Raw genomic sequence first — 25,300 nt, 5'->3', positions numbered from 1 at the left:
ATGGCTCGCTTATATTACTTATGATTCCAAAAAGACGCTGCTTGCACAAGAAATCCGGGTGAAAAGATTCCGGATAAATGCAGGATATCTCACTGGACAGAAGCCGTGGTAAGTGATATTCTGGAAACAGCACAAAGGGCATGTACATAAGAATGCCGAGACATGAAAGGAGACAACATGATCAGAAAAAGTTTTAAAATGAAATTATACCCGGGAATGGAAAAAGAGTATGAAAAGCGCCATAATCAATTGTGGCCGGAGATGAGAGATATGATCCATGAATACGGCGGATCCAACTATTCGATCTTCCTCGATAAGGAGACCGATATTCTGTACGGCTATATAGAACTCGAAGACGCAGAAAAATGGGACAAGAGCGCGGACACAGAGATCTGCCGTAAATGGTGGGACTTCATGGCGGATATCATGGAGACCAATCCGGATAATAGTCCTGTATCTACCGATCTTTATCCTGTATTTCATTTGGATTGATATAAACATCGTGCATATGTATTGGATCTGCAATAAGGGGACTGTCGGGAAACAGACGGCTCCCCTTCTCTATGTTAAGAAACACATGAGCCTCTATCCGGTTAAGATTTTAAGTTGTTTCTATTATAATGTTTTGAAAACTGGGGATTGACATTCTGACAAAACCGGATTATTATATAAATATAAACAAACCGAAACGTTTCGGTTAACCCTAAGGAGGATAATACATATGCCATTAGTTACATCAGAACAAATGTTATTGGATGCGCAGAAGGGCGGTTATGCTGTAGGTGCCTTTAATGTGGAGAATATGGAGATGGTGAAGGCCGTGATTGCGGCTGCGGAGGAGCTGCGTGCGCCTGTTATGCTGCAGACGACCCCTTCCACAGTGAAGTACGGTTCACTGGACACCTATTTTGGGATCGTTGCTGCGGAAGCAAAAAAGGCTTCGGTTCCTGTATGCTTACATCTGGACCATGGCAGCAGCTTTGATCTGGCGGTACAGGCAATCAAGGCGGGGTATACCTCGGTCATGATCGATGGCTCACATGAGAGCTTTGAAGATAATATTGCTGTCAGCAAAAAGGTGGTAGATGCAGCCAAAGCATGTGGCATACCGGTGGAAGCAGAGCTGGGTAAGGTCGGCGGTAAGGAAGACGATCTGGAAGCAGAAGCGGATACCAATACAGATCCTGCAGAAGCAAAGGAATTTGTGGAGAGAACCGGGGTTTCCTCCCTGGCAATTGCAATCGGGACGGCTCACGGATTCTATGCAGGCACTCCGGTGCTGGATAAAGAAAGAGTGTCCGAGATCAGAAAGGTGGTCTCTGTACCGCTTGTTCTTCACGGGGCTTCAGGCCTCAGCGATGATGATGTCAAAGAGTGTGTGGAGCGCGGGATGTGCAAAGTGAACTTTGCCACAGAGCTGCGGGTTGCTTATACAGACGCAGGCAAAAAACTTCTTAAGGAGAAACCAGATACCTTTGATCCTAAGAAACTTGGCATTGTGGGTATGGAAGCAGTGAAGAATCTGGTGATGGAGCGCATGAAGGTATGCGGATGCGACCATAAAGTGAATTAGTTCCTGTTCACACCCTTTGGGCGTATACGGCACGGTTTGAACAGTAACGTAAAATAGTCTTTCTGTGCACGGCACAGGGGCAGATAAGGCAGGGATAACCATGGCAGCTACGATCAAGGATATTGCGAAAAAAACCGGACTTGGCCTGGCAACTATTTCTTCCTATTTAAATGGAGGCAATGTAAGAGAGAAGAACCGGATCAAGATAGAGGAAGCGATAGAGGAGCTTCACTTTGAAGTCAACGAGGTGGCAAGAGGCCTGAAGACAAATAAGACGAAAACAATCGGAATTATCATACCGGAGCTGAACAATATTTTCTGTGCTGAGATTATCACGGAAGTGGAGGACCAGCTCAGAAGCCATGGATATGCAACCATGATCTGCGACTGCCGTACGGACGAAAAACGGGAAGAGGAGGCTGTCGAGTTTCTGCTTCACAGGCGAGTGGATGGATTGATCATTATGCCCTCAGGAAAAAGGGGCGTATATCTGCAGAAGTTCCTTCGGGCCGGAAAGCCGGTGGTGTTGATTGACCGGAAACTCAAAGACATAGAATGCGACTGTGTTCTGGTAGACAATGAAGGTGCGGCAAGGGATGCTGTGGAACGGCTGCTCAAGGCAGGACACAGGAAGATCGGCATGATTGCCGGACCGGAAGAAATCTATACCGCAGAAGAGCGGTACCGGGGCTATTGTATGGCTATGGAGAAGGCAGGCGCTGCCTTTGGAGAAGGGCTGGTGGTCCGCGGCGACTATACGATTAAGGGCGGCGCGGCAGCCATGAAGGAACTGTTCAGGAAAAATCCGGATATGACGGCAGTATTCGTTTCCAATTACGAGATGACCATGGGTGCGATCATAGAGGTTAACGAGCTGGGGATTGAGATCCCCGGGCAGCTTTCCTTTATTGGGTTTGATAATGTGGAGTTTGCCAAGGCAAGCATTCCCAGGCTGAGTATTGTGGCCCAGCCCACAAAAGAGATTGGCAGCTGCGTGTCGGAACTGATGCTTAGGAGGCTGGACGATGCGGGAGCGCAGGAAGAGAAAGAGACGGTGAAGCTAAAGACGACCTTTGTGGAAGGAAAATCTGTCAGATGACAGAATTTTCTTTTAAGGAGAACCGAAACGTTTCGATAGAGAGCGATTTGATATTTCCGTTTATATAAACAGCGGATGGTATGGGAGGTAGAGATGGAACAATATTTACTGGGAATTGATATAGGAACCAGTGCCTGTAAGATTGCTGTATTTGACCGGGGCGGTAAGGTAATAGCCACGGCAAATGGCAGTTATCCGGTGTATTATCCTCATCCGGGATGGGCAGAACAGAATCCGGAAGAATGGTGGGATGCCATATGTTCTGCGGTTAAAGAAGTACTGTCCCACGGCAGTATCCGGCCGGAGCAGATTGCCGGCGTCGGAATTGACGGGCAGAGCTGGTCGGCAATTGCGGTTGACCGGGAGGGCAGTGTGCTTACGAATACACCGATTTGGATGGATACAAGGGCTGCGGATATCTGCGATGAACTCAATAAGAAGATCGGGGCGGACGAGATATTCGAACTTTCCGGTAATTCTCTGCAGCCCTCTTACACAACGGCCAAGATTATCTGGTACCAGAGAAATCTGCCGGAGATATATGCGCAAACTTATAAGATTCTGCAGTCCAACAGCTATATTGCCTATAAGCTGACGGGGGAGATGACTCAGGATCTTTCCCAGGGATATGGGCTGCATTGCTTTGACATGCACACAGGAACGTGGGATATAAAAATGTGTGAGAGGCTTGGGATCCCGGCGGAGTTTCTGCCGGAAATCCATCCCTGCCATGAGGTGATCGGTAAGGTTACGGAGAAGGCTGCCGCAGAAAGCGGTCTGGCCGTTGGAACACCGGTGGTGGCAGGAGGTCTGGACGCGGCGTGCGGAACCTTAGGCGCGGGGGTCATCCATCCGGGAGAGACTCAGGAACAGGGCGGCCAGGCGGGCGGCATGAGCATCTGCACAGATACATATCAGGCGGACCCAAGATTAATTCTGGGATACCATGTGGTTCCGGGCCAATGGCTGCTTCAGGGCGGCACCACCGGCGGCGGGGGTGTTATGAGGTGGCTGGAACAGCAGTTTGGAGACTACGAGAGGGAAGAAGGGAAGAGACAGGGAAAAAGCTCTCTGGAATTATTTAATGAGATGGCGGAAAAGGTATCTCCGGGAAGCGGCGGAACCGTATTTCTGCCCTACATGTCCGGCGAGCGTTCTCCTATCTGGGATCCGGATGCAAAGGGCGTATTTTACGGCCTGGATTTCAGCAAGACAAAGGCGCACTTTATCCGGTCTGCCATGGAAGGCGTGGCATATGCCCTGAAACATAATCTCGATGTGGCGGAAGAGGCGGGGGCAAAGGTCAGCGTACTGCGTGCCATGGGCGGTTCAGCCAATTCACTGCTCTGGACACAGATCAAGTCCGATATTACGGGAAAACCGATCCTCGTTCCTTCCTCTGATACAGCTACAACACTGGGCGCTGTCATACTTGCAGGCGTGGGTGTGGGCATGTATGAGAGTTTTGAGGAGGCAGTTGCCCTGACGGTGGAGAACAGACGGTCCCATGAACCGAATCCGGACAATGCTGCCGTTTACGAAAAGAACTATCAGATTTATCTGGAACTATATCATAATTTAAAAGAAACCATGAAAAAAACAGGAGGCAGGTAAAATGAAAGCAGCAGTAGTATGCGCAAATGAGGATGTACAATATCTGGATTACGAGGAGCCCCAGGCAGGGCCGGGCGAAGTCAAGGTGAAAGTGAAGGCTTCCGGAATCTGCGGCTCTGATATTCCCAGGGTGCTTCATAACGGCGTGCATTTCTATCCCATCGTACTGGGACACGAGTTCTCGGGTGATGTCGTGGAAGTGGGGGAAGGCGTTACGAAAGTAAAAGTGGGGGACCGGGTATCCGGGGCGCCGCTTCTTCCCTGTATGAAATGCGACGACTGCCAGAACGGCAACTTCTCCCTCTGTAAGCATTACAGCTTTATCGGATCCAGACAGCAGGGCAGCAATGCGGAGTATGTAGTCGTACCGGAGCAGAATGCGGTTGTTTTTGACCCGAGTATTTCCTATGAGCAGGGAGCCATGTTCGAACCTTCCACGGTCGCACTGCACGGCCTTCTGCAGAACGACTACCAGGGGGGACAGTATGTTGCGATTCTGGGCGGCGGAACCATTGGGATGTTTACGATGCAATGGGCGAAGATCTTCGGTTCCAAAAAGGTGGTTGTTTTTGATATCAGCGATGAAAGGCTGGAGCTTGCAAAACGTCTCGGAGCAGATGTAGTGATCAATACAACAAAAGAAGATTATATGGAGGAGGCTATGGCTGTCACGGACGGCAAGGGGTATGCATACGTATACGAGACTGCAGGACAGGCGCCTACGATGTATATGGCCTTCGAGCTGGCGGCAAATAAAGCGCATGTATGTTTTATTGGGACTCCCCATGTAGACCTTACATTTACGCCGGCCATGTGGGAGAACATGAACCGCAAAGAGTTCAAACTGACAGGTTCCTGGATGTCCTACAGCTCTCCGTTCCCCGGAAAAGAGTGGGAACTGACGGCGCATTATTTTGCAACCGGACAGCTCAAATTTGATCCGGGATTCATATATAAAAAGATGCCCATGAGCCAGGCCCAGGAAGCATTCCAGATGTTTAAGACACCGGGGCTTGTAAAAGGAAAGGTTCTGTTGATGAACTAGTACAGCAGCGCACTAATAATTCAGCAATAAGCACCTGCTCTCTACGCCATAGCTGCACCTGCTTTCGCTAGACGTAGGAACCACTACGCCGTCGCGAAAGCAGGCACACCTCTGACGCAGATATCAGGCACTTATTACTGAAAGATTCATGCACGGCTGTACTAGTACATCTGGTCGTGGACAGATATGATTAACTAAAGCTTGGGAGGGCTGAATTCATGATACTTACAGTCACGTTAAATGCGGCGATCGACAAGAGATATGTAGTGGAGGGCTTTCAAACCGGAGAAGTGAACCGGGTCAGAGAATGCGCTTATACGCCGGGCGGAAAAGGGCTCAATGTTTCCAAGCCTGCGGCAATTGCGGGTGCTGAAGTGGTTGCCACGGGATTTGTCGGCGGGCATGCGGGCGCTTATATAGAAGATTCCCTGAAACCATTCGGGATTGAAAGTGCATTTTATCATATGGAGGCGGAGAGCCGATCCTGTATTAACATATGGGATGAGGTGAACCATGTGCAGACAGAATTTCTGGAACCTGGTTTTACCGTATCCGAGCAGGATTTCAACGGATTTCTGGAAAAATTCCAGGGGCTGGCGGCTAAGGCCGATGTCGTGGCAATGTCGGGAAGCGTACCCAAAGGTCTGGACGGAACTGCATACCAGAGGCTGGTTAAGGTCTGCAGGGATGCCGGGAAAAAAGTGATTCTGGATACAAGCGGAAGGCTGCTGGAGATGGGAATAGAAGCGAAACCGACGATGATTAAGCCAAATCTGGATGAGATCAGGATGCTGACGGGGCAAGAATGCGAGAGTATCAACGATATGATAGAGGCTGCGAAAAGAATCCACAACGATGGCGTGGAGATTGTAGCCGTTTCACTAGGCGGAGAAGGATCATTCGTTGTGTGCAGTGAAGGGATATACCGGGCAGAGGTTCCGAAAATTGATGCAGTGAATACTGTGGGATGCGGCGATTCCATGATAGCCGGATTCGCTTTGGGGATGAGCGAGGGGCTTTCCATGGAAGGGGTATTGAGAAAAGCAAGTGCGATTTCCGCGGCGGCAGCCCTGAGAGAAGAGACCGGTTTCTATGTAAAAGAAGATATGGAGCGTATTTTCCCGGAAATCCGGATCGTAAAAATGAAATAAAAATTCCCGTATTTATACGGTGAAAATAAGAAAAGAAAGAAGGAGATAAAAAGATGGGAGAATTTATTAATCCGGCAGATGTGCCAAAAGTGAAGCTTTATACAGGTGAAGAAGTACCATGTGTAGGAATGGGAACGTTTGGTTCCGACAGATTTACAGCACAGCAGGTGTCAGACGCGGTCGCAGGCGCAATCCGATGCGGATACCGCATGTTCGACTGTGCGGCATGCTATGGAAATGAGGACCAGATCGGGGAGGTCTTCAAAGCTGCATTTGACGAAGGCGTGGCAGAGCGTAAAGAGCTTTATATCATGACAAAAGTTTGGAACGATATGCACGAAAGAGTGGAGGAGTCCTGCAGAAAGAGCATTGCAGACCTGCAGTGTGATTATATCGACATGTTCTTTATCCACTGGCCGTTCCCGAACTATCATGCACCAGGATGCGATGTGGACTCCAGAAATCCGGACTCCAAACCATTCAGCGTGGAAGAGTTTATGAGCACTTACAGACAGTGCGAGGCATTGGTAGAAAAAGGGCTGGTCCGCCATATTGGTATCTCCAATATGACAATCCCGAAATTGGAAGCTGTACTGCCTCTTATGAAAATTATGCCGGCAGCATGCGAACTCGAGCTTCATGTATGCTTCCAGCAGCAGGAATTATTCGATTATCTTGTGGCTCACAACATCCAGCCAATCGGTTTCATGCCGTTAGGCTCCCCCCAGAGACCGGAGAGAGATATGTGTCCGGAGGACGTGGCTGACCTGCAGACACCGGAAATGCAGGAGATCGCAAAAGCTCACGGAGTGCATCCGGCTCTGATCGCACTGAAATGGGCGCATCAGAGAGGACAGATACCGATTCCGTTCTCTGTACATGAGGTTGAGTATGTAAGCAACTTAAAGAGCATGTTAGATGATCCGCTTACTGACGAGGAAATGGCAAAAATTGCAACTCTTGAGAGAAACAACCGCCTTGTAAAGGGGCAGGTATTCTTGTGGGAAGGCGCAAAAGACTGGCATGACCTCTGGGATGAAGATGGGGTTATTGTAACTTTGTAAGGGATGGTCCGCCTGCCGTGAGACTGACGGGGGAGGGATCGCAGGACACATCCGGGCATTTCGGATGCGGCCCATTTGCGAAGAACCACTAATAGCAAAATGGCGCCATCACATGGAACCACCGGTATTCACCGTGGAATTCTGATGAATTCCGCGGCTCAGGCCGGCTTTGAATCTGCTTCAGAAGCAGATTCAATCCATGTGATGGCGCCATTTTGCTATAAGTGGTTCTAACGCGCATTCTACGTATCCGAAATGCCCGGATGTGTCCTGCGCTCCCTCCCCCGTCAGTCTCACGGCAGGCTGGGCTGCATCCGATCGGGAGGGGAGCACAAACTTTATTTTCATATACTTTAAGATACTGCAATTTTCCAGTGCCGCCCCTCTTCCCCTGGAGAGAAACTTGTTGTATACTAATTCTAAGTATGCGGAGGAAAAATATGCTCATACGGGAGGATAAAACAGTGTATAAAGTTTTACTGGTAGATGATGAAATCCTGGTGCGCGAGGCGATTGGCGCAAAGATCGAATGGGGACAGCTGGGGTTTGAGCTGGTCGGCGACTGCGAAAACGGCAAGGATGCGATCGAATTTCTAAAGGAGACGCCGGTCGACGTTGTGCTTACGGATATCTGCATGCCATACATAGACGGCATGGGGCTGAGTAAGTATATCCATGAGAACCTGCCTCAGACTACGACCATTATTTTCAGTGGATACAGCGATTTTGAATATGCAAAGCAGGCGATCCAGTATAAAGTGGCCGAATATATTCTGAAGCCGGTTACTGCCAAGGAATTGTCCGAGGTGCTGAACAGAATCAGGGAGAAGCTGGACGGCGAGAGACAGCAGGAGCAGAAGCTGGATGAGCTGACGAAGGTATATCAGAGCTATACGAAGAATGAGGCACTGATCATATCCAGGGCGCTGTCGCGTCTGGTCAGGGGGACGCAGGACGTGGAGACAAGCCTGCGTGAGCTGGAGGAGTTCGGCATCACGATCAAAGGGGGATCTTACCGGGTGGCGGCCGTTGATATTGATGTGTATTCCGATTTGTATGAGACTGACGACGACCTGAAGAAGGAAAGCGCACTGATGTCCTTCGTTGTGGAGAACATCAGCAATGAGATTGTGAACAATCATAATGCAGGGCTGGCATACCGGGATTCCGACAACAGGGTCTGTATTTTGTTTCGGACAAATAAGCCAAAAGAGTATGCAGGGCAGGTGAATGCTATCTGCAGGGAGATTAAGTCTACCGTTTATGACGCAATGAAGCTGAGTGTTTCTATGGGGATCGGCAGCTATGTTACCTCTCTGGAGGAGCTTTACAAGTCCTACGATTCTGCCACAGCGATTCTCAAGTTCCGTTATACGAAGGGAACAGGTGTTATATTTGACTGTGAGGAGGCATTGCCGTCGGGGAATCCCATGGAGCTGGAACAGGATTTTAAAGACATTGCCGCTGCCGTGAAAGGGAAAGAGGAGACGGTACTTTATGAGATCCTGGATCACGTGGAGGACTGGATGCGGTCCGGTTATGTGAGCAGAAATAAGGCTGTGGCTTATCTTCATCAGGTACTCAGGATTATCTGCCAGACGGTGCAGGAGACAGACGAGGAGTTTTTGCTGAAGGATTCAGATATATCCGGTATAACAGATGCAAGGAACCTGGACAAGGCGATGAAGCTGATCCGGGAATATGCGGCCAGGGGGATGGATGCGGTTAACGCTGCCGGGCAGACGAGCGCGGAACGCCTGGCGGGTCAGGCGATGGACTATATCAGAGAAAATTACAGCAATCAGGATCTGGGATTGAATCATATCTGTGACTATCTGAACATCAGTACCAGCCGTTTCAGCAGCATCTTCAAGGAGGCCACAGGCAGGACCTTCACGGAAGTGCTTACCGGAGTCCGTATGGAGCGGGCAAAGCAGCTCCTCCGGCAGACAAGCCTTAAAAATTATGAGATCGCGGAGAAAGTGGGATTCAGTGATCCCCATTATTTCAGCATCGCATTTAAGAAAATGACAGGGAAAACTCCGAAGGAGTATGCCAGGGAGAGTTAATAAATGAAGAAAGAACAAGAACCCAGGACGATATTCGGCAGATTCAAGAGCATTCAGAGCACGATTATGGTTTCATTTTCTGTGCTGATGGTGATTGCAGTGCTGATCTTCCTTTTCATTGCATTGAACTTTACAAAGAATACGATCTATGAAAATTCGATCAATTATACCTCCCAGATTATCAAACAGGTGAATTATGATATCGATTCTTACATGGATTATATGCTGAATATATCATCGATCATTGCGGCAAACAGTGATGTTTCCTACTATCTGTATAATACGCAGCAGCCGGAAGAGGAATTGAAGGAAGAGAAGGAACGTATTCTAAGCCAGTTTAAAACCATTCGCAACAGCCGGAATGATATTTACAATATCGCGGTGGTAGCCGATAATGGGCGCAGTATTTTAAATGAAGGAGAGGATCAGTTTACCGAATATATTGACGTACGGGAGCAGAGCTGGTACCAGGCGGCATTGTCGACGAAGAATCTGATCGCAATCTCTTCTTCCCATGTGCAGAATGCCATTAAGAGCAGTTATAAATGGGTGATTACTCTGAGCAGGCCGCTCGTAAACTACAAGACAGGTGAAAACGACGGGGTGTTTTTTATAGACCTCAATTATAATGCCATCAGCTCACTGTGCAGTAACAATAATATCGGAGGCAGCGGCTACATCTTTATCCTGGATGAGAATGGAAATATTATTTACCATCCCCAGCAGCAGTTGATGTACGGCGGTCTGAAGACGGAAAATATCGATGAGATCATGTCCAGTACGAAAGACCATTTTCAGTCGGAAGAGGGCGATAAGCTTTATACAATATCCAAATCTGATATGACAGGATGGACCGTTGTAGGGGCGGCCTACACTTCGGAGCTGTTAAAAAATAACAAGCAGGCGCAGATGATGTACCTTCTGGTGGCGGGAGTGCTCCTGCTGGGGGTTATTGCGATATCCAGTATTATATCCAGAGAGATTACGAAGCCGATCCGCCAGCTCAGAGATTCCATGAGCATGGTGGAAGAAGGGCGGTTCGATAAGGCAAATGTGCCGGTCACCGCATCAAATGAGGTGGGAAGCCTGAGCAAATCCTTTAATGTGATGACAGAACGCATCCATACGCTGATGGAACAGAATGTGTACGAGCAGAAACAGAAAAGGAAAAACGAACTGAAGGCGCTGCAGGCGCAGATCAACCCGCACTTTCTTTATAATACGCTGGATTCTATCATCTGGATGTCCGAGGCGGGAAGAAATGACGAGGTGGTACTGATGACTTCAGCTCTGGCCCGTCTGTTCAGACAGAGCATCAGTAATGACAAGGAGCAGGTCACGATCGCCGAGGAGATCGAGTATGTGCGCAGCTATCTGACGATTCAGAAGATGCGCTACAAAGATAAGCTGGAATATTCCATTGATGTCTCTCCCGAGATCAATCATGTCATGATTATTAAATTTGCCCTGCAGCCGCTTGTAGAGAACGCGATCTACCATGGACTGAAGTATAAAGAAACAAAGGGGAATCTGAGCATACGGGGATATGTGCGGGGAAAGAAGGCCTATATCACGATTGCGGATGACGGAGTGGGGATGGAGGAAGCCGCCCTGGAACATATTTTTGACGAAACAAAAAAAGAACATAAATCAAACGGCGTGGGGGTTCCAAATGTTCAGAAGAGGCTGAAGCTCTACTATGGGCAGGAATATGGGATTTCTTATATCAGCAGGAAGGGGGTAGGAACAGTGGCAACCGTTACGGTGCCGCTGGAAGAGCAGGCAGATGATGAAGAAACTCACAGGTAAAAGACTTGTAACAGGAATGTTTTTATGTTGTATTCTCACTGCACTTTTCCTGATTATTTTTAACCTGCTGAGCATGCAGAGCCAGGATCAGAAAGTGTATAAGATGATATTAATCCCCAAAACCATTGATGAGACAAATGGGTTCTGGACATCTTTGATTGCCGGAGCGGAGTTGGGTGCGGAAGAGTTTAAGGCGGATTTAGAGATCGTAGGAGGAAAGTCAGAAACCGATGTGGAGGGGCAGATCAAGTGTATCCAGGAGAGCATTGAAAAGCAGCCGGATGCAATACTTGTCTCCCCCTGCAGCTATTCCGAGATGTCGGAGGCACTTCAGAAGGTTGTGGATCATGGGATCAAACTGGTGCTGATTGATTCTGTGATAGACAGGGATATTGCACAGGGAATTGTAGCCACGGATAATTATCTGGCGGGCAGGGAGCTGGGAGAGTTCACCCGGGGACTGCTGACCAGCCAATCGCAGATCGGGATTGTGGCCCATGTAAAGGGCTCATCGACCGCTATAGAGCGAGAAAGCGGTATGAGAGATGGCCTGGGAGATTATGAAAATCAGATCATGGATGTCGTGTTCTGCGGTTCTTCCTACGACAGAGCGTATAAACTGACCGTGGAAATGCTGGAGAAGTATCCACAGATGGAAGTTATAATGGGCACGAATGAATACTCGGCAGTAGGGGCAGCGGAGGCGGTAAAGGATCTGGGGCTTAAGGGAAAAGTCAAGGTAGTCGGCTTCGATAACTCTATTAAGGAGATTCAGCTGTTAGAGGAGGGGGTATTCCAGGGGATTATTATACAAAAGCCGTTTAATATGGGGTATTTGGGCGTTGAGCAGGTGATCCATATCCTGGATGGTAAAAAGTACGAGAAAAATCTGGATTCAGGCTGTAAGATGATTACAAAAGAAAATATGTATGAAGAAGAAAACCAGCGCCTGCTCTATCCATTTACCGGCCAGCAGTGAGATCTGCAGCCTGTATAAAGCATAATGCAGCGGATCAATAATGGATACCCGGGGACGTTTTTGCAGCACATGCCCTGAAGTTGGTTTTCAGTGAAGTCGAAAAATAAAGATATAAAATAAAGAAGAAAAGGTTAAAAAATTACGGTCGGTATTTTTACAGGCTGTAATTTTTTAACCTTTTTCAGTAAAATTTTCAATTTAATAAAAAGTTCATAAATACTATACTAAGGATAAATCTTGATTGTAAATGTTTGTTGACTCAGTTTTCTGTTTCTTTGGTGGATACCTCCGGATTGAGATAAGAATACTGAAGAGCCTGCTGGGTGTCGGTAGTAACAACCATTAAAAGGATATTACCGTTTTCAAGATACCAGACATCGCCGTAGTTGGTAGGATTCTCCGAATCATAACCGCTTTCGCCGTAGGTATCTTCCACATCCTGATGGATTTTATTATAGGTATCCTTCAGTGTTTCTTCATCGTCTGTACCGAAGGCCCAGGCAACACACATCAGTTTGTCGTTGTCGTCGAACATGTATTTTACGGTTCCGTCCTGATCAAGATAGTTCTTGGCGAACTCATAAGTGGTTCCGTTATATATGGATTCATAGGTTGTATAGTCATCGCCTTCCTCGGCGATCACATCTTCAACAGAGTTCTCCCAGGTCATCTCCGTAAATGGAGATTTGACAGCCTGCGGCTGTTTCTTACATCCTGTAAGAGCGGTTACGGCAAGAACGAAAATCAGTGATACAGAAAAAAATGTACGTAAGTGTTTCATGTGAACCTCCTTTTTGTTGCTCATCCTGAGCGGCAAGATAAACGTATTATAATCATGTTTTTCCGGAATTGCAAGTGCAGTTTTCACGAAATGACATATAAGACGGGGAGAAGCGGGGACATGCAGATACGTACGAGACAGCATTTGAAACAGGATGAGAGAATTGATGCAGCATCTCTGAAAGCAGCAAGATTAAAGAAGTAGGAGGAAGAAAAGTGGAAAAGATTAAACAAAATCCTTTTGTGAAAAAGGTGGGGTTTAACAGGGTTGTGTTATGCTTTGTTTTGATTCTTCTGTACGGATTCTTCTGCGCGATGACGCAGGGAGATTTTGCAGGAATCAGCCGTATTCTGAGTGCCCTTAACTATGCATATTTTCTTGGATTTTTATCATTGGGGGTTACTTTTGTAATTGCAACAGGGGGGATTGATTTCTCCATCGGGCCGGTTATGTTCTGCTGTGCGCTCGTTTCCGGATTCAGCCTCATTACATATGGAGTTCCGATGCCGTTAGTCATGGTGATCAGTATTCTGGTCGGCCTTCTCTTCGGTATCTTCAACGGCTACCTGGTAGCATACTGGTCCGTACCGTCATTCATTACATCCATGGCGAGTATGAATATCGCAAAAGGCCTCGCATCTGTATTTACAAAGACACAGTCTGTAAGCTGGCCGCAGTCTTCCGCAGAGGGCGGATGGTACAGATATCTGGTCAAGATGGGGGACATCCCGACAGGCCTGATTATCTTCCTTATAGTGGCAATTATCTGTGCGATCATTCTGAATAAGACCAAAATGGGACGTTATATCTTATCACTGGGAAGCAATAAAGAAGCAGTAAGGCTTTCCGGAGTTAACGTTAAGAAATGGGAAATGACAGCATACATAATCTGTGGAGTTTTGGTTGGAATCGGAGCACTCTTCTATGTATCTGCGTATACAACAGTTCAGCCGGGATATGGCGATCAGTACAACAACGAAGCAATTGCAGGATGCGTAATGGGAGGAACTTCCATGGCAGGCGGGCTTGCTTCTATCAGCGGAACAGTAATCGGTGTGTTCATTATCGCTCTGCTGCAGGAAGGGATTCTGGCTCTTGGCTTTTCAAAAGATTATCAGCTTATTATTACAGGTATTATTGTTATAGTCGCAGTATTCAGTGATGTTGTCGCAAGACGCAGAAAGAACTAATAATGATACATGGAAATCTGAGAATGAAGAAATAGAAAGGCAAGGGTAAAAGAATGGGCGAAGTTATATTAACGATGAAAGATATTGATAAATCTTTCCCAGGTGTTCATGCGCTGGACCACGTAGACCTGGAAGTCAGAAAAGGTGAAGTCCTTGCGCTGATGGGAGAGAACGGTGCCGGTAAGTCTACACTGATGAAGGTGTTGACAGGTATCTACAAAAAAGATTCCGGTACAATTACATATGAAGGAAAAGAAGTAGAGTTTTCAAGTACAAGAGAGGCACAGGATGCAGGGATAGTTATTGTGCATCAGGAGCTGAACATGCTGGGCCATCTGACGGTTGCACAGAACATCTTCATCGGAAGAGAGTTCAAAAAGGGCATCCGCATCGATGACAAGAGGATGAATGATGAGGCCAGAAAGCTTTTCCAAAGACTGAATATTGATATTGATCCAAGAGAGACGATGAGCAGGCTGACCGTAGGAAAGCAGCAGATGTGTGAGATTGCAAAGGCAATATCCCATGATGCAAAGGTGATCGTATTCGATGAGCCGTCCGCGGCGCTGACAGAGACTGAGATTCAGGAACTGTTCAAGATCATCCGTGACCTGAGAGAAAAGAACATGGGTATTGTGTATATCTCTCACCGTATGGATGAGATCAAAGTGATCACCGACAGAGTTACCGTCATGAGAGATGGCGCCTATGTAGGAACTCTGATCACAAAGGACAGTACAAAAGACGATATCATCAACATGATGGTGGGCCGTGTTATTTATGAAGATCCGAAGACCCAGAGCATGGTGCCGAAGGATGCGCCGGTAGTGCTGAAGGTAGAAAATCTGAATGCCGGAAAGATGGTACAGGATGTGAGCTTCGAACTCCATAAGGGAGAGATCCTTGGATTCTCAGGGCTTATGGGAGCCGGACGTACGGAGACGGCGCGTGCGCTGTTCGGTGCGGATCCGATTGACAGCGGTAACATCTATATTAACGGCAAGAAAGTAACAATCAACACTCCGCAGGATGCGGTTAAAAATGGTATCGGTTATCTGTCAGAGGACAGAAAGAGATACGGAATCGTAGTACAGAAGACTGTTGCCGAGAATACGACAATGGCGACACTGGAAAACTACATGAGTGGTATCTTTATAGATAAGAAGAAAGAGAAAGAGGTTGCGGAAAAATACGTAGAGTCACTGGCAACCAAGACACCGGATGTAGATCAGCTTGTAGTAAACCTGTCAGGCGGTAATCAGCAGAAAGTCGTTATTGCAAAATGGCTGACAAGAAACTGTGATATCCTGATATTTGATGAGCCTACCAGAGGGATCGACGTTGGTGCCAAGAATGAGATTTATAAGCTGATGAATAAGCTGGCAGCAGATGGAAAAGCCATTATAATGATTTCTTCTGAGATGACGGAAATATTACGAATGAGTGACAGAATCGTCGTAATGTGTGAAGGCAGGAAGACAGGTGAGCTGGATATTTCCGAGGCAACTCAGGAAAACATCATGAATCTGGCTACACGAGAGATAGAGTAGGGAGGATAATAAAATGGCTAATAATACAACAAAAACGGCTGGCAGAAACAGGTCGGTAATTGACAGATTGGGAGGGCAGAAATTCATCGTTCTTCTGGTTGTAATTGCTTTATTCATCTTCTTCTGCGCACTCAGCCCGAATTTTAGAAAGTATACCACTTTTCTTAGTATACTGGATTATTCATATTATATCACTTTGATGGCAATAGGGGTTGCGTTCCCGCTGATGACGGCAGGTGTTGACCTTTCCATTGGTACCGGACTTATCTGTTACTCACTGGTAGGCGGCTACCTGATTACATTCCAGGGCTGGCCGACTTGGGCAGGAATCCTTGCAAGTATCGTATTCGGTATGGCAATCGGCGTTCTGAACGGATGCCTCGTAGCATTGATGGATTTACCGCCGTTTCTGGCGACGCTCTGTACCTGTATGATCACAAGAGGACTTGGTTCCATTATCGTTGGAAGAGTCGGAATCTCCTGGCCGGCAGCAGCTGCTGAGGGAGGATGGTTCAGAAGCATCTTCAAGATACAGGTGAACGATATGAACATTCCGATTGGTTTCCTGTGGATCATCATCATCGTAATCATCATGACTTTTGTCCTGAATCATACAAAGATCGGACGCTATACACTGGCAATCGGAAGCAACAAAGAAGCAACCAGATTATCTGGGGTTAATGTTAAATTCTATCACATACTTGCCTATGTGATTTCCGGATTCTTCGCAGGACTTGCAGCGATTTCCTATTCCGCTATTTTTGCAACGGTTCAGCCGGGAACAGGCGCCGGATTTGAGCTGGAGGCTATCGGCGGAGCGATCATCGGCGGAGTATCCATGTCTGGTGGTGCAGGAAGCATCACAGGAACGCTGGCTGGTGTATTCGTTATCTGTCTCTTGAAGACAGGTCTTCCGTTCATCGGGCTGACGGCAAATTGGCAGCAGATTATTACAGGTCTCGTTCTGATTGCGGCTGTACTTGTAGATATGCTCAAGAGGAAAAAAGACCAGGCATAACCGCAGCAATGAAAGTCTCAGCAATACAAAGTTTCAATAATCAAAGTTTTAGCAGTAAACCTATCAATGATAGATAGCAGCCAGTGCCGGTTCCGGTTGGGGACTGGAGACGGCAGGGGAGCTGTTACTATAAAAAACCATTTTATGTCAGGAGGACAAAAATATGAAAAAGAAAGTTTTAGCAGTATTACTTAGTGGATGCATGGTAGCAGGACTGCTTGCAGGCTGCGGCGGAAAGAAAGAGGAAGCAGGCGACAAAGCAGCCGGCACCGACACAAAGACTGAGGATACAAGCGAAGGTTCCGACAAAGGCGGCGGAGATTACAGCTTCGAAGTTATCGTTAAGAGCTTCCAGTCATCATACTGGCAGGCAGCCGTACAGGGAATCAAACAGGCAGAAGAAGAACTGGGTGTTAAGACCAATACAACAGGACCAAACGCGGAGTCTGATATCGCTGACCAGGTAAACATGCTGACCAGCGCAATCAATAAAAACCCGGATGGTATCGCTCTTGCAGCTTGTGACCAGAATTCAGTTCTGGACGCTCTGCAGACAGCACTTGATAAAAAGATCCCGGTAGTTTGCTTCGATTCAGGTGTGCCGGATGCTCCGGAAGGATCTGTATACGCTACAGTTGTAACAAACAACGGCGCAGCAGGCGCTATTGCAGCTGATAAGATTTATGAAGCAGTAAAAGACAAAATTGCAGATGCTAAAAAACCAGTCAGAGTCGGTGAAGTTAACCAGGATGCAACATCTGCCAACATCACAGAGCGTGGTCTTGGATTTATCAACAGATTCAAAGAACTGGCTGAAGCAGACGGAAAGAAAGTTGCAGTTGTAGGAAATGACTACTTTGTAGGTAAAGTAGAAAACAATGGCGATGAGAAATCAGCAGATGTCATCATCGAAGTTGCAGTACCGGCTCAGACAACAGTTGAACTGTGTGCTACAGAGGCTTCTAACATCATGAACAAAGACGACACAATCGCTATGTTCGGTTCAAACCAGGTATCTGCAGAGGGTGTTCTGACAGCAAACCAGAACCTGAGCGTATTAGGAAGCGATCCTGAGAAAAACATTATCGCAGCTGGATTCGATGCTGGTTCTACAATCAAAGCAGCAGTTAAAGACGGAACATTACTTGGCGCTGTTACACAGTCTCCTCTGATGCAGGGTAAATTATCTATCGAAACACTGTATAAGATCTGCGAAGGCGAAACAGTAGAAGATATCGAGACAGATGGTTACTGGTATGATTCCACAAATATGGAAGAAGCAGACATCGCTCCAAACCTTTATGACTAATTCATAGAGGTACAGTCGAATAAACTGTAGTGATTCAGGAGGAACCGGGGGTGTCCCGGTTCCTCCTTTCTAAAAGACATCCCGTTTAAGGAAATGAAAGTAGATTGAGATCAGAAAGAAAAGGCGCAGGAGGAGAGATATGCTTCAGGGGATAGAAACTGTCTTTGATAATAAGGAAAAGATGCTGGGACATCTGAAAAAGAAGTCCTATGAAAAGAACACGGCTGAATTTCTTGAAAGGAACGGACATTATTTTCAGGAAATGGCAGAGTATGTCGCTCAGGCAGAGGACAAAGAAGCTGCCGCCAGGGAAATTGGGGAATGCCTGGTGAAGGCAGTGAATGATCACTTTTCTAATAAGAAGGGAAAGATTGACTCCCGTACGCAGGTAGATTTGAATTTCTTTATGATCTACTACGTTTTTCCGTCAGTTCTGGGGCTGGAAGGGGATGACTCAAACCTGATTGCAGAGGGGATCTGCAAGGTATGGGGAAAGAGTTTTAAAGAGAGTAATATTCAGTATACGGATTATGACTCATTATATCAGTCTTTCCGGGAAAAGATTTTTGGTATTTTCTAAGCGGCCCGATGCGTCAGACAGAGACGGGAGGCCTGCCTCTGTCAGTTTTCGGCATAAAGGTGTGGTATGTATCAAAGAGGTTGTGCGGACATCAGAGGAATGTAGATAGAATAAGGAACGCCGATGCATTCGGTGTTCCTTTTATTTTGCTGCTTTTCACTGATGAAGTTGTGAATAGCAGAGAGAAAATTTTAACAAATTATTAAATATTTAAGAAAATGTTAAATTATGATGGCTTTTATGTTAAGATAGAACCAATAACATAGAATTGAAATCAAAAAGAGTGACATACAATTGGAGAAAAGATAACATGGAAAACTGGAAGCAGGAGAGAAAGGCGAGGCGTAAGAAGCAGGTTCGCAGGCAAAAGCAAATATTAGCGGCACTGCTGCTTATGATCGTATTTATAGTATCAGCAGCTCTTAAACCAGAGACTAAGGAAATTGTTAATAATACTGTCCAGGCAAAAGAAAGTAAAGAAGTTAAGAATACTACGAAAACTATTACGAAAAAGCGGACCCTTGAACAGGTGAAAAAAGATGCTGAAGAGAAGGGGTATCCTGCTGATGTAATTGGGTTATTGGATAAAAATGAAGAAACACTAACATTTGTAGATAACTACGGGACGAAAAAAAATCAGGCATATGCGGATAATATAGAAAAAGATTTGACGCCAGGAGAGATTCCGCATCTGCTTCAATGGGATGAACGCTGGGGATATGCTTCTTACGGCACAAGCATTCTCGCAGTCAGCGGATGCGGTCCGACCTGTATGGCGATGGTTGTGGCAGGGCTTACGCAGGATTCCTCTGTTACACCTGTGAAGCTGGCTCAATATTCCATGGAACACAATTATGTGGACGAGGCGAATGATACATATTGGACATTTATGGAAAATGCGGGTAATGATTGGAACGTGAACTGTTATGGCGGAATGCTGGATGAAGAGCAGCTGAAAGCGGAGCTTGAAGCAGGACATCCGATTATCTGCAGTATGGGGCCGGGGGACTTCACCCAGAATGGCCATTTTATAGTCATGACAGGTTATCATGACGGATATGTCAGTATAAATGATCCTTTCAGTATAACCAGAACGGAAAAAGAATGGGTGTTTGGAGAGATTGCAGATCAGATTAAAGCAATGTGGGTCTATTCGGTAAATTAATTTTGGCAGAATATAGGTTTTCAGTTGAAATATAAGATTAGAATTAATGAAAGTGTAAATCAAGGCAGGATTACACTTTCTTTTTTATGATATAGGAAATTCCTCTGGAATTTTCTATATCATAAAAACCCTCCGGGGAATGCACACGCCGCCATAAGGTATATAGCCGCAAGGCGGCATCGCGGCGGCGCCAAAGTGTGCAAGCCCCTCATGAATGAGGGGATAGGGAGTTGAGGTGGGCTTGCCCACTTTGTTCCGATCAGAGAAGAAATTGTCAAACAACAGGAACACAAGGCATCGGGTATAAATGATATGTCGCCGGTCAAGTAGACAGGCCACAGAAATGTTATGTTGCGAAACGGGTTCATAATTGTGCTAACACGATACCAATTGAACTTGAAGAGGCCGTGCTGCTTGAAGGATGTGGAAGATTTAAGCTTTTAGGGAAGATTGTGGTTCCCCTTCTTAAGCCAATACTGGCAACTGTAGCGATTTTAGATGCACTATGGACATGGAATGAATTCAATATATCACTCCTGATTTTACAAAAAAATGTAGTTAAGACAATTCCGCTGCAACAGTATGTATTCTTTGGTGAGCATGCATCAAATTATAATATGGCATTTGCAGCAGCTGTCATATCAATGCTACCTATTGTTATCTTCTTTATTTTGGCTCAGAAGAAGATTGTTGCAGGTATGACAGCCGGAGCAATTAAGGGATAAAATTATATGAAGAAAATCTTAGAAGTAGAAATTAAGGACGATATCCTAACTTTGGCATCAGATATAGTATATGAACAAAAGTTAGACTGGTGTAATGCGACAGTGCGGCCTTTGAAATTATCGCTAATTCGTCCAAGAAATTATTTTAATTATGACTGTAGCGCCACATATCCTTTATTAGTATGGATATGCGGCGGGGGATTTGCAGGTGTTGACCATAATGTGTGGGTGCCGGAATTAGTATATTTTGCTAAGAGAGATTTTGCAGTTGCATGCATCAGCTACAGTATAAAAGACGAAACTCGTTTTCCTGAACGCGAAACTGAAGTGAAAAGTGCAATCCGGTATTTAAGAGCCCATGCAGGTATGTATAATATTAATACAGATCATATTGTAATCATGGGAGAATCCGCCGGAGCTTATCTGGCAGCGTTTACTGGTCTTACAAATAAAGAACAGGAGTATGAAAAAGGCGATAACCTTAATGAGGATAGTTTTCTCATTACGAAAGTGCTGGCAGGCAATTTGTGGATCGGAACAAAAAAAATGACTTCTATTAAAATGGCAGCTGTTACAGACAATGTTTCCGAACTCTTCCCTCCAGCTTATATATCAGATGCCGGTGTAAATTCATTTTCGGAACAGGCTAGAAGATTTTATAGTAAATTAAATACTGTTGGTGTTATGGCAATGTTGAACATTTATTCTGGAAACAATCCGGAAATTTCTCATGGATTTGAATGCATTGATACTGTATATTCTAGGGATAATGCAAATAAAATGATTGCTTTTTAAAAAAAGTATTAAATGATTGATAATATTTACGCCAGAAAAGAGTGTGCAAGGAGGAAAAATGAAAACAACATATTGGATCTGGTATCCAGCTGATTTTGAGCTCTATCATGCAATGAAACAGAATTTTAGCCGTGTGGAAAGAGGACTAGGATGGCCGGCATTCTGGAAGAGCGAAGGATTTAGGAACAGAGTGGTATTTCGACGTACATATTCGCTTAAGAGAGAGACGGCATTCACCGTATATTCAAAGGCGATTGGTTTTATTTTGGTAGGAGAAAAGAAAGATCCATTTGGCAAGATGATTACCTGCGGGCCTGGAAATGTGAAGATATCAGTGCACGCTGGATGCATCGAGTGTTTTCCAAGTATTTATATAGATAGATCACTGTTATTATAGCTGTCAGCCAGATGAAAAGACAGGCAGATGTCCCAGATGTGCGGTTCATTTTGCATATATTCCCGGGGTGAAAACTGGTGAGGCCAGCATACGGGCGGTTACATTCTGTGAGGAGTGCGATCCAGAAGTATCTGAGGAAGATCAGTATGATATGTACGGAGACCGATTTGGATATAAATATAGTGAAGCAGTTTAATTTTCATGTCAATCGCTTCATGAAGGTTCTTGCTTTGAGTGTGTTTATGTATTTCAGGGGAGTGCGGAATTTTGGCTGTTAGATAAAAAGTTTCAATTAAAGCCCGGTGATTTTTTCTTTCATGCACCGGGGGATGCCTATGCAGTTAGTGCAGAGACTAACAGCATTGTTATTAATATGAATATGAGGAGAAGCTATATTTATAAAGCATACCCAAGGCTTTTTTTCCAGTGCCCGCTGGCACTGAATTTTTTTGACAGTCATTCCGGGGGCCGAGAATCTGAAACAAATCTTTTTTCGGAAGATAGGTATGGTGTATGATAATATTCTTGCCTGTGGCATGAAACCATATGTTGAATTGTCATTTATGCCAAAGCATCTGGCTTCATCAGATGCGAAATGCGGGTTTTATTATGGCGGCTGTATTGCACCGCCAAAAGATGAAAAAGAATGGACAGACTTTATTTTATTGTTTGTAAAGTACCTTCTGAACCGCTATGGCGAAAAAGATGTGGAAAGCTGGCCCTTCGAGATATGGAACGAGCCGGATGTTTTTGTGTTTTGGGCAGGGGCTAAAGAGCAGTATTACCGATTATATGAAATTACGGCAAAGGCAGTCAAGGCTGTAGACAGCAGAATCCAGGTAGGGGGACCGGCGGCATCAGGCAGTAAGTTGGTAGGATGTTTTATAAGATACTGTGAAGAGCAACAAGTGCCTGTTGACTTTATCTCCAGCCATCAATATGCAGGAGATCCGATCGGCGGTGTGAACGCCTCCTCAGACTTAGAAGCGGAAGAAAATGCGGAGGCTGTTGCAATCGGCTTAAATGGGATTACCAACTTATTTGACGGGCCTGAAGCGGTAATCTGCTTGATGGAATTCGCTGTCTTATGCCGGACAAATCTGAAATTATGGAAATACCTAATACAGGGTTCCGTCAAAATGTTGCAATTGTGAGAGAACAGGCTAACGGACGTCCGGTCTATTATTCGGAGTGGAACGAAAACGCTATTTTTTTCATGATATAGGAAATTGCAGAGCGTATTTCCATATGTAAAGAGGGTACAGCAAAAGCAGCAATACTGCGTTTTAGGGCTCGGCTCACATGCACTGCCTGTAAGCGAGCGGATTCATCTGCACTTGTTTTTTGAAGCACCGTATAAAGGTATTGGCAGACTGAAAGCCAACCTGCTCTGCAATATCCGCAATTTTCATATCGGTGTTGATCAGCAGGTCTTTTGCTTTGTTAATCCGGAACGTCAGCAGTGTCTCATGGATTGTTGTTCCGGTATTTGTCTTATAAAGCCTGGAAAGGTAGTTCACATTTAAATGCACATGTTCCGCGATATCATCAAGAGAGATCGCATTCTGGTAATTTATAGTAATATAATTGTCTACTGCTTTCAGGGTTTCTTTCGTGGATTCATCTATCCTTTTTTCCGAAGCATTGCAATTTAACAAAATGTCAGTCAGTAGATCCGTAATAATCTTGTTTTGAATAAAACTGGAACGGATACCGGCGATAAAGGAAATATTAATGTTGTGTTCGATACACGTACGGATATTGTCTGTGCTTTTAAAATGCAGTACGCGGAATTCCGGTGCGGATATCATGGTATAGTAGGTTTCTGCCGCCCTGCCTGCAAAACGCAGATAATAAAGCTCCCACGTATCCTCTTTTGTCCGGTAAGAGTGGGGGATATCACAGTCGATGAGGACAACAGAATTGGTATCCAGGGTATAAGTTTTATTATTGATATCCAAAATTCCACAACCCCTGATTGTGTAGATAATAAGATAACCTTCTAAAACACGGTTCACAGTATAATAATTCCGGTTGCAGAAAAAGTGTCCGGAGCAGTAAGAGAAGAAAGGCATACTCTCTGTTTTCTCAGAAAAATAGAAGATTGTGCTGTAAGAATCTTCGCCAATATCCAGATTATATTCTCTGTTTGCTTCTTTAACATTCATAGTAGATCCTCCTGTTCTCTTTTTTTGAGTCTAGCACAATTATGTGCAAAATGATACGAAAAACAAGCAAAAAGAAAGCAGAACTATACAATAAGTCAAAAAATGAAGCCGTGAAGTCAAAAAACAGCGATGATTTGAGGTGAAATGTGTGATAACATCTGGATATAAACTAGAAAACGGACAATCGATTGTAAACAGTTTTCCAAAAAAACAGGAGGAAATCAAATGAAGAACATGAAAAAGTGGATGTCGGTTATATGCAGTGCAGCGATGATCGCCGGTCTGGCAGCCTGTGGAGCAAAGGATGCAGGGACAGAAGATAAGGGTAAGGAGCCTGCCGGAGAAAAAGAGAAGTTTAAGGTGGCGTTTGCCAGCCTGTGTGAGGATAATGATTTTGGAATTTCATCAAAAGAGAGCTTTGTGAAGGAAGCCGAGGCCATGGGCTGGGAGCTGGTTGTTCTGAATAACAATTATGACGGAGCCACGGCAATTCAAAATATGGATACAGTACTGACCCAGGAGTGCGATGGCTTTGTCAATTTCCAGGTAGATGCAGGGGTTGCACAGACAATTGCCGATATGGCGACAGAGGCAGAACTTCCGATGATTACCGTTGACTGCCCGCACCCCGGTATCCCGTTTTTCGGAGCAAACAATAAGGAAGCAGGGCTGATCGTCGGAAATGCACTGGGAGAAAAAGCGGCGGATACATGGGAAGGCAAGGCTGATCTGATCGTCCTCTGCGGCGCCCCGGGTTCCGGGGAGGTGGTAGATCTTAGGATGCAGGGAATTGCCATAGGTATCAAGGAAACATTAAAAGATGAGGATATTGAAGTCCTTGAACTGGATGGAAAGAGTGAGATTGAGACATCCCAGAAGGTCATAGCGGATGTGCTGACAGCCAACCCGGATAAGAAACATATCCTGATCGGATGCCTGAATGACCAGAGTGCACTTGGTGCATATAATGCGGTAGAAGCAGCGGGACGGGAATCCGACGTATACATAGGAAGCCATGGGTGTGACGCTCCGGCGATTGAAAACCTGAAAAACAAAGAAGAGAACTGCTGGATTGGAAGTGTTGCATATTTTCCGGAACGTTACGGCGAATATCTTGTACCTCTGATGGATGATCTGCTTCATGGCAAAGAGATTCCGGAAGAGAGCTTTCCGGACCATGTATTTATTGATAAATCCAACATTGACGAGTATTACTAAG

General features: G+C 45.7%; 23 protein-coding genes and 1 pseudogene. 22 read left to right on the top strand and 2 right to left on the bottom strand.

From position 1 onward, the window contains the following. Positions 1–177 precede the first annotated feature (177 nt). The 10 genes from rhaM (at position 178) to BN1938_RS07980 (ending at position 12,403) form a co-directional block, all read left to right on the top strand. Positions 178–492 carry an L-rhamnose mutarotase gene (rhaM, locus tag BN1938_RS08025; protein WP_050640112.1) on the top strand — a complete coding sequence of 105 codons (315 nt, stop codon included), beginning with the start codon at positions 178–180 and terminating at the stop codon, positions 490–492. A gap of 229 nt (positions 493–721) precedes the next feature. Beyond that, positions 722–1,573, top strand: coding sequence for a class II fructose-bisphosphate aldolase (gene gatY / locus BN1938_RS08020; RefSeq protein ID WP_050640111.1), 852 nt, complete (start codon positions 722–724; stop codon positions 1,571–1,573). A gap of 100 nt (positions 1,574–1,673) precedes the next feature. Next, positions 1,674–2,672, top strand: a complete 999-nt coding sequence (locus tag BN1938_RS08015; protein WP_050640110.1) for a LacI family DNA-binding transcriptional regulator — start codon at positions 1,674–1,676, stop codon at positions 2,670–2,672. A 93-nt stretch (positions 2,673–2,765) separates the two neighbouring features. Further along, a complete protein-coding gene (gene xylB / locus BN1938_RS08010; protein ID WP_050640109.1) occupies positions 2,766–4,286 on the top strand; it encodes a xylulokinase in 1,521 nt (506 codons plus the stop codon). 1 nt (position 4,287) lies between these two features. After that, the gene (locus BN1938_RS08005; RefSeq protein WP_050640108.1) at positions 4,288–5,331 is read left to right on the top strand and encodes a galactitol-1-phosphate 5-dehydrogenase; all 1,044 of its coding nucleotides are present in this window, start codon (positions 4,288–4,290) and stop codon (positions 5,329–5,331) included. A 218-nt stretch (positions 5,332–5,549) separates the two neighbouring features. Continuing rightward, complete coding sequence (gene pfkB / locus BN1938_RS08000; protein ID WP_050640107.1) at positions 5,550–6,482, top strand: 1-phosphofructokinase; 933 nt, start codon at positions 5,550–5,552, stop codon at positions 6,480–6,482. A gap of 53 nt (positions 6,483–6,535) precedes the next feature. Further along, complete coding sequence (locus BN1938_RS07995) at positions 6,536–7,546, top strand: aldo/keto reductase (protein ID WP_050640106.1); 1,011 nt, start codon at positions 6,536–6,538, stop codon at positions 7,544–7,546. 464 nt (positions 7,547–8,010) lie between these two features. Continuing rightward, complete coding sequence (locus BN1938_RS07990) at positions 8,011–9,615, top strand: response regulator (protein ID WP_050640839.1); 1,605 nt, start codon at positions 8,011–8,013, stop codon at positions 9,613–9,615. A gap of 3 nt (positions 9,616–9,618) precedes the next feature. Beyond that, entirely contained in the window at positions 9,619–11,424 is a 1,806-nt protein-coding gene (locus BN1938_RS07985; protein WP_050640105.1) for a cache domain-containing sensor histidine kinase, read from the top strand. Further along, entirely contained in the window at positions 11,402–12,403 is a 1,002-nt protein-coding gene (locus tag BN1938_RS07980; protein ID WP_082202904.1) for a substrate-binding domain-containing protein, read from the top strand. The genes BN1938_RS07985 and BN1938_RS07980 overlap by 23 nt, the downstream gene beginning before the upstream one ends. A gap of 259 nt (positions 12,404–12,662) precedes the next feature. Here BN1938_RS07980 and BN1938_RS07975 read toward each other — a convergent pair whose 3' ends face one another. Next, positions 12,663–13,184: a hypothetical protein gene (locus tag BN1938_RS07975; RefSeq protein ID WP_050640103.1), complete on the bottom strand. Its 522-nt coding sequence runs from the start codon at positions 13,182–13,184 to the stop codon at positions 12,663–12,665. Between the two features lie 215 nt (positions 13,185–13,399). Here BN1938_RS07975 and BN1938_RS07970 point away from each other — a divergent pair, with 215 nt between their 5' ends. The 11 genes and pseudogenes from BN1938_RS07970 to BN1938_RS07920 all read left to right on the top strand — a co-directional run bounded on the left by BN1938_RS07970 (position 13,400) and on the right by BN1938_RS07920 (position 23,067). Then, positions 13,400–14,374 carry an ABC transporter permease gene (locus BN1938_RS07970; RefSeq protein WP_050640102.1) on the top strand — a complete coding sequence of 325 codons (975 nt, stop codon included), beginning with the start codon at positions 13,400–13,402 and terminating at the stop codon, positions 14,372–14,374. 53 nt (positions 14,375–14,427) lie between these two features. Continuing rightward, a complete protein-coding gene (locus BN1938_RS07965) occupies positions 14,428–15,924 on the top strand; it encodes a sugar ABC transporter ATP-binding protein (RefSeq protein ID WP_050640101.1) in 1,497 nt (498 codons plus the stop codon). 13 nt (positions 15,925–15,937) lie between these two features. After that, a complete protein-coding gene (locus BN1938_RS07960) occupies positions 15,938–16,942 on the top strand; it encodes an ABC transporter permease (RefSeq protein ID WP_050640100.1) in 1,005 nt (334 codons plus the stop codon). Positions 16,943–17,105: 163 nt separating this feature from the next. After that, the gene (locus BN1938_RS07955) at positions 17,106–18,251 is read left to right on the top strand and encodes a substrate-binding domain-containing protein (protein WP_050640099.1); all 1,146 of its coding nucleotides are present in this window, start codon (positions 17,106–17,108) and stop codon (positions 18,249–18,251) included. A gap of 139 nt (positions 18,252–18,390) precedes the next feature. Further along, the gene (locus tag BN1938_RS07950) at positions 18,391–18,831 is read left to right on the top strand and encodes a hypothetical protein (RefSeq protein WP_050640098.1); all 441 of its coding nucleotides are present in this window, start codon (positions 18,391–18,393) and stop codon (positions 18,829–18,831) included. A gap of 310 nt (positions 18,832–19,141) precedes the next feature. Further along, positions 19,142–19,996, top strand: coding sequence for a C39 family peptidase (locus BN1938_RS07940; protein ID WP_050640096.1), 855 nt, complete (start codon positions 19,142–19,144; stop codon positions 19,994–19,996). 383 nt (positions 19,997–20,379) lie between these two features. Then, entirely contained in the window at positions 20,380–20,721 is a 342-nt protein-coding gene (locus BN1938_RS07935) for a carbohydrate ABC transporter permease (protein WP_082202903.1), read from the top strand. Between the two features lie 6 nt (positions 20,722–20,727). After that, the gene (locus tag BN1938_RS07930) at positions 20,728–21,516 is read left to right on the top strand and encodes an alpha/beta hydrolase (RefSeq protein ID WP_050640094.1); all 789 of its coding nucleotides are present in this window, start codon (positions 20,728–20,730) and stop codon (positions 21,514–21,516) included. A 58-nt stretch (positions 21,517–21,574) separates the two neighbouring features. Beyond that, on the top strand, positions 21,575–21,913 hold the full coding sequence (locus tag BN1938_RS07925; RefSeq protein WP_050640093.1) for a hypothetical protein: 339 nt from the start codon (positions 21,575–21,577) through the stop codon (positions 21,911–21,913). 223 nt (positions 21,914–22,136) lie between these two features. Beyond that, positions 22,137–22,430: pseudogene (locus BN1938_RS24190) on the top strand (hypothetical protein); the annotation flags it as partial. Then, positions 22,363–23,067, top strand: a complete 705-nt coding sequence (locus BN1938_RS07920; RefSeq protein WP_255350411.1) for a GH39 family glycosyl hydrolase — start codon at positions 22,363–22,365, stop codon at positions 23,065–23,067. The pseudogene BN1938_RS24190 and the gene BN1938_RS07920, both read left to right, overlap by 68 nt. A 144-nt stretch (positions 23,068–23,211) precedes the next feature. Here the strand turns inward: BN1938_RS07920 and BN1938_RS07915 are convergent, their stop codons facing one another. Then, positions 23,212–24,081: an AraC family transcriptional regulator gene (locus BN1938_RS07915; RefSeq protein WP_050640091.1), complete on the bottom strand. Its 870-nt coding sequence runs from the start codon at positions 24,079–24,081 to the stop codon at positions 23,212–23,214. A gap of 225 nt (positions 24,082–24,306) precedes the next feature. Here BN1938_RS07915 and BN1938_RS07910 point away from each other — a divergent pair, with 225 nt between their 5' ends. Beyond that, on the top strand, positions 24,307–25,299 hold the full coding sequence (locus BN1938_RS07910) for a sugar ABC transporter substrate-binding protein (protein WP_050640090.1): 993 nt from the start codon (positions 24,307–24,309) through the stop codon (positions 25,297–25,299). Position 25,300 lies beyond the last annotated feature (1 nt).

It is taken from the genome of Eubacterium sp. SB2 (assembly GCF_001244405.1).
Taxonomy (GTDB): Bacteria; Bacillota; Clostridia; order Lachnospirales; family Lachnospiraceae; genus Faecalicatena; species Faecalicatena contortus_B.
The sequence above is the reverse complement of the archived record's forward strand: the minus strand, read 5'-3'. Positions and strand labels throughout refer to the sequence as shown.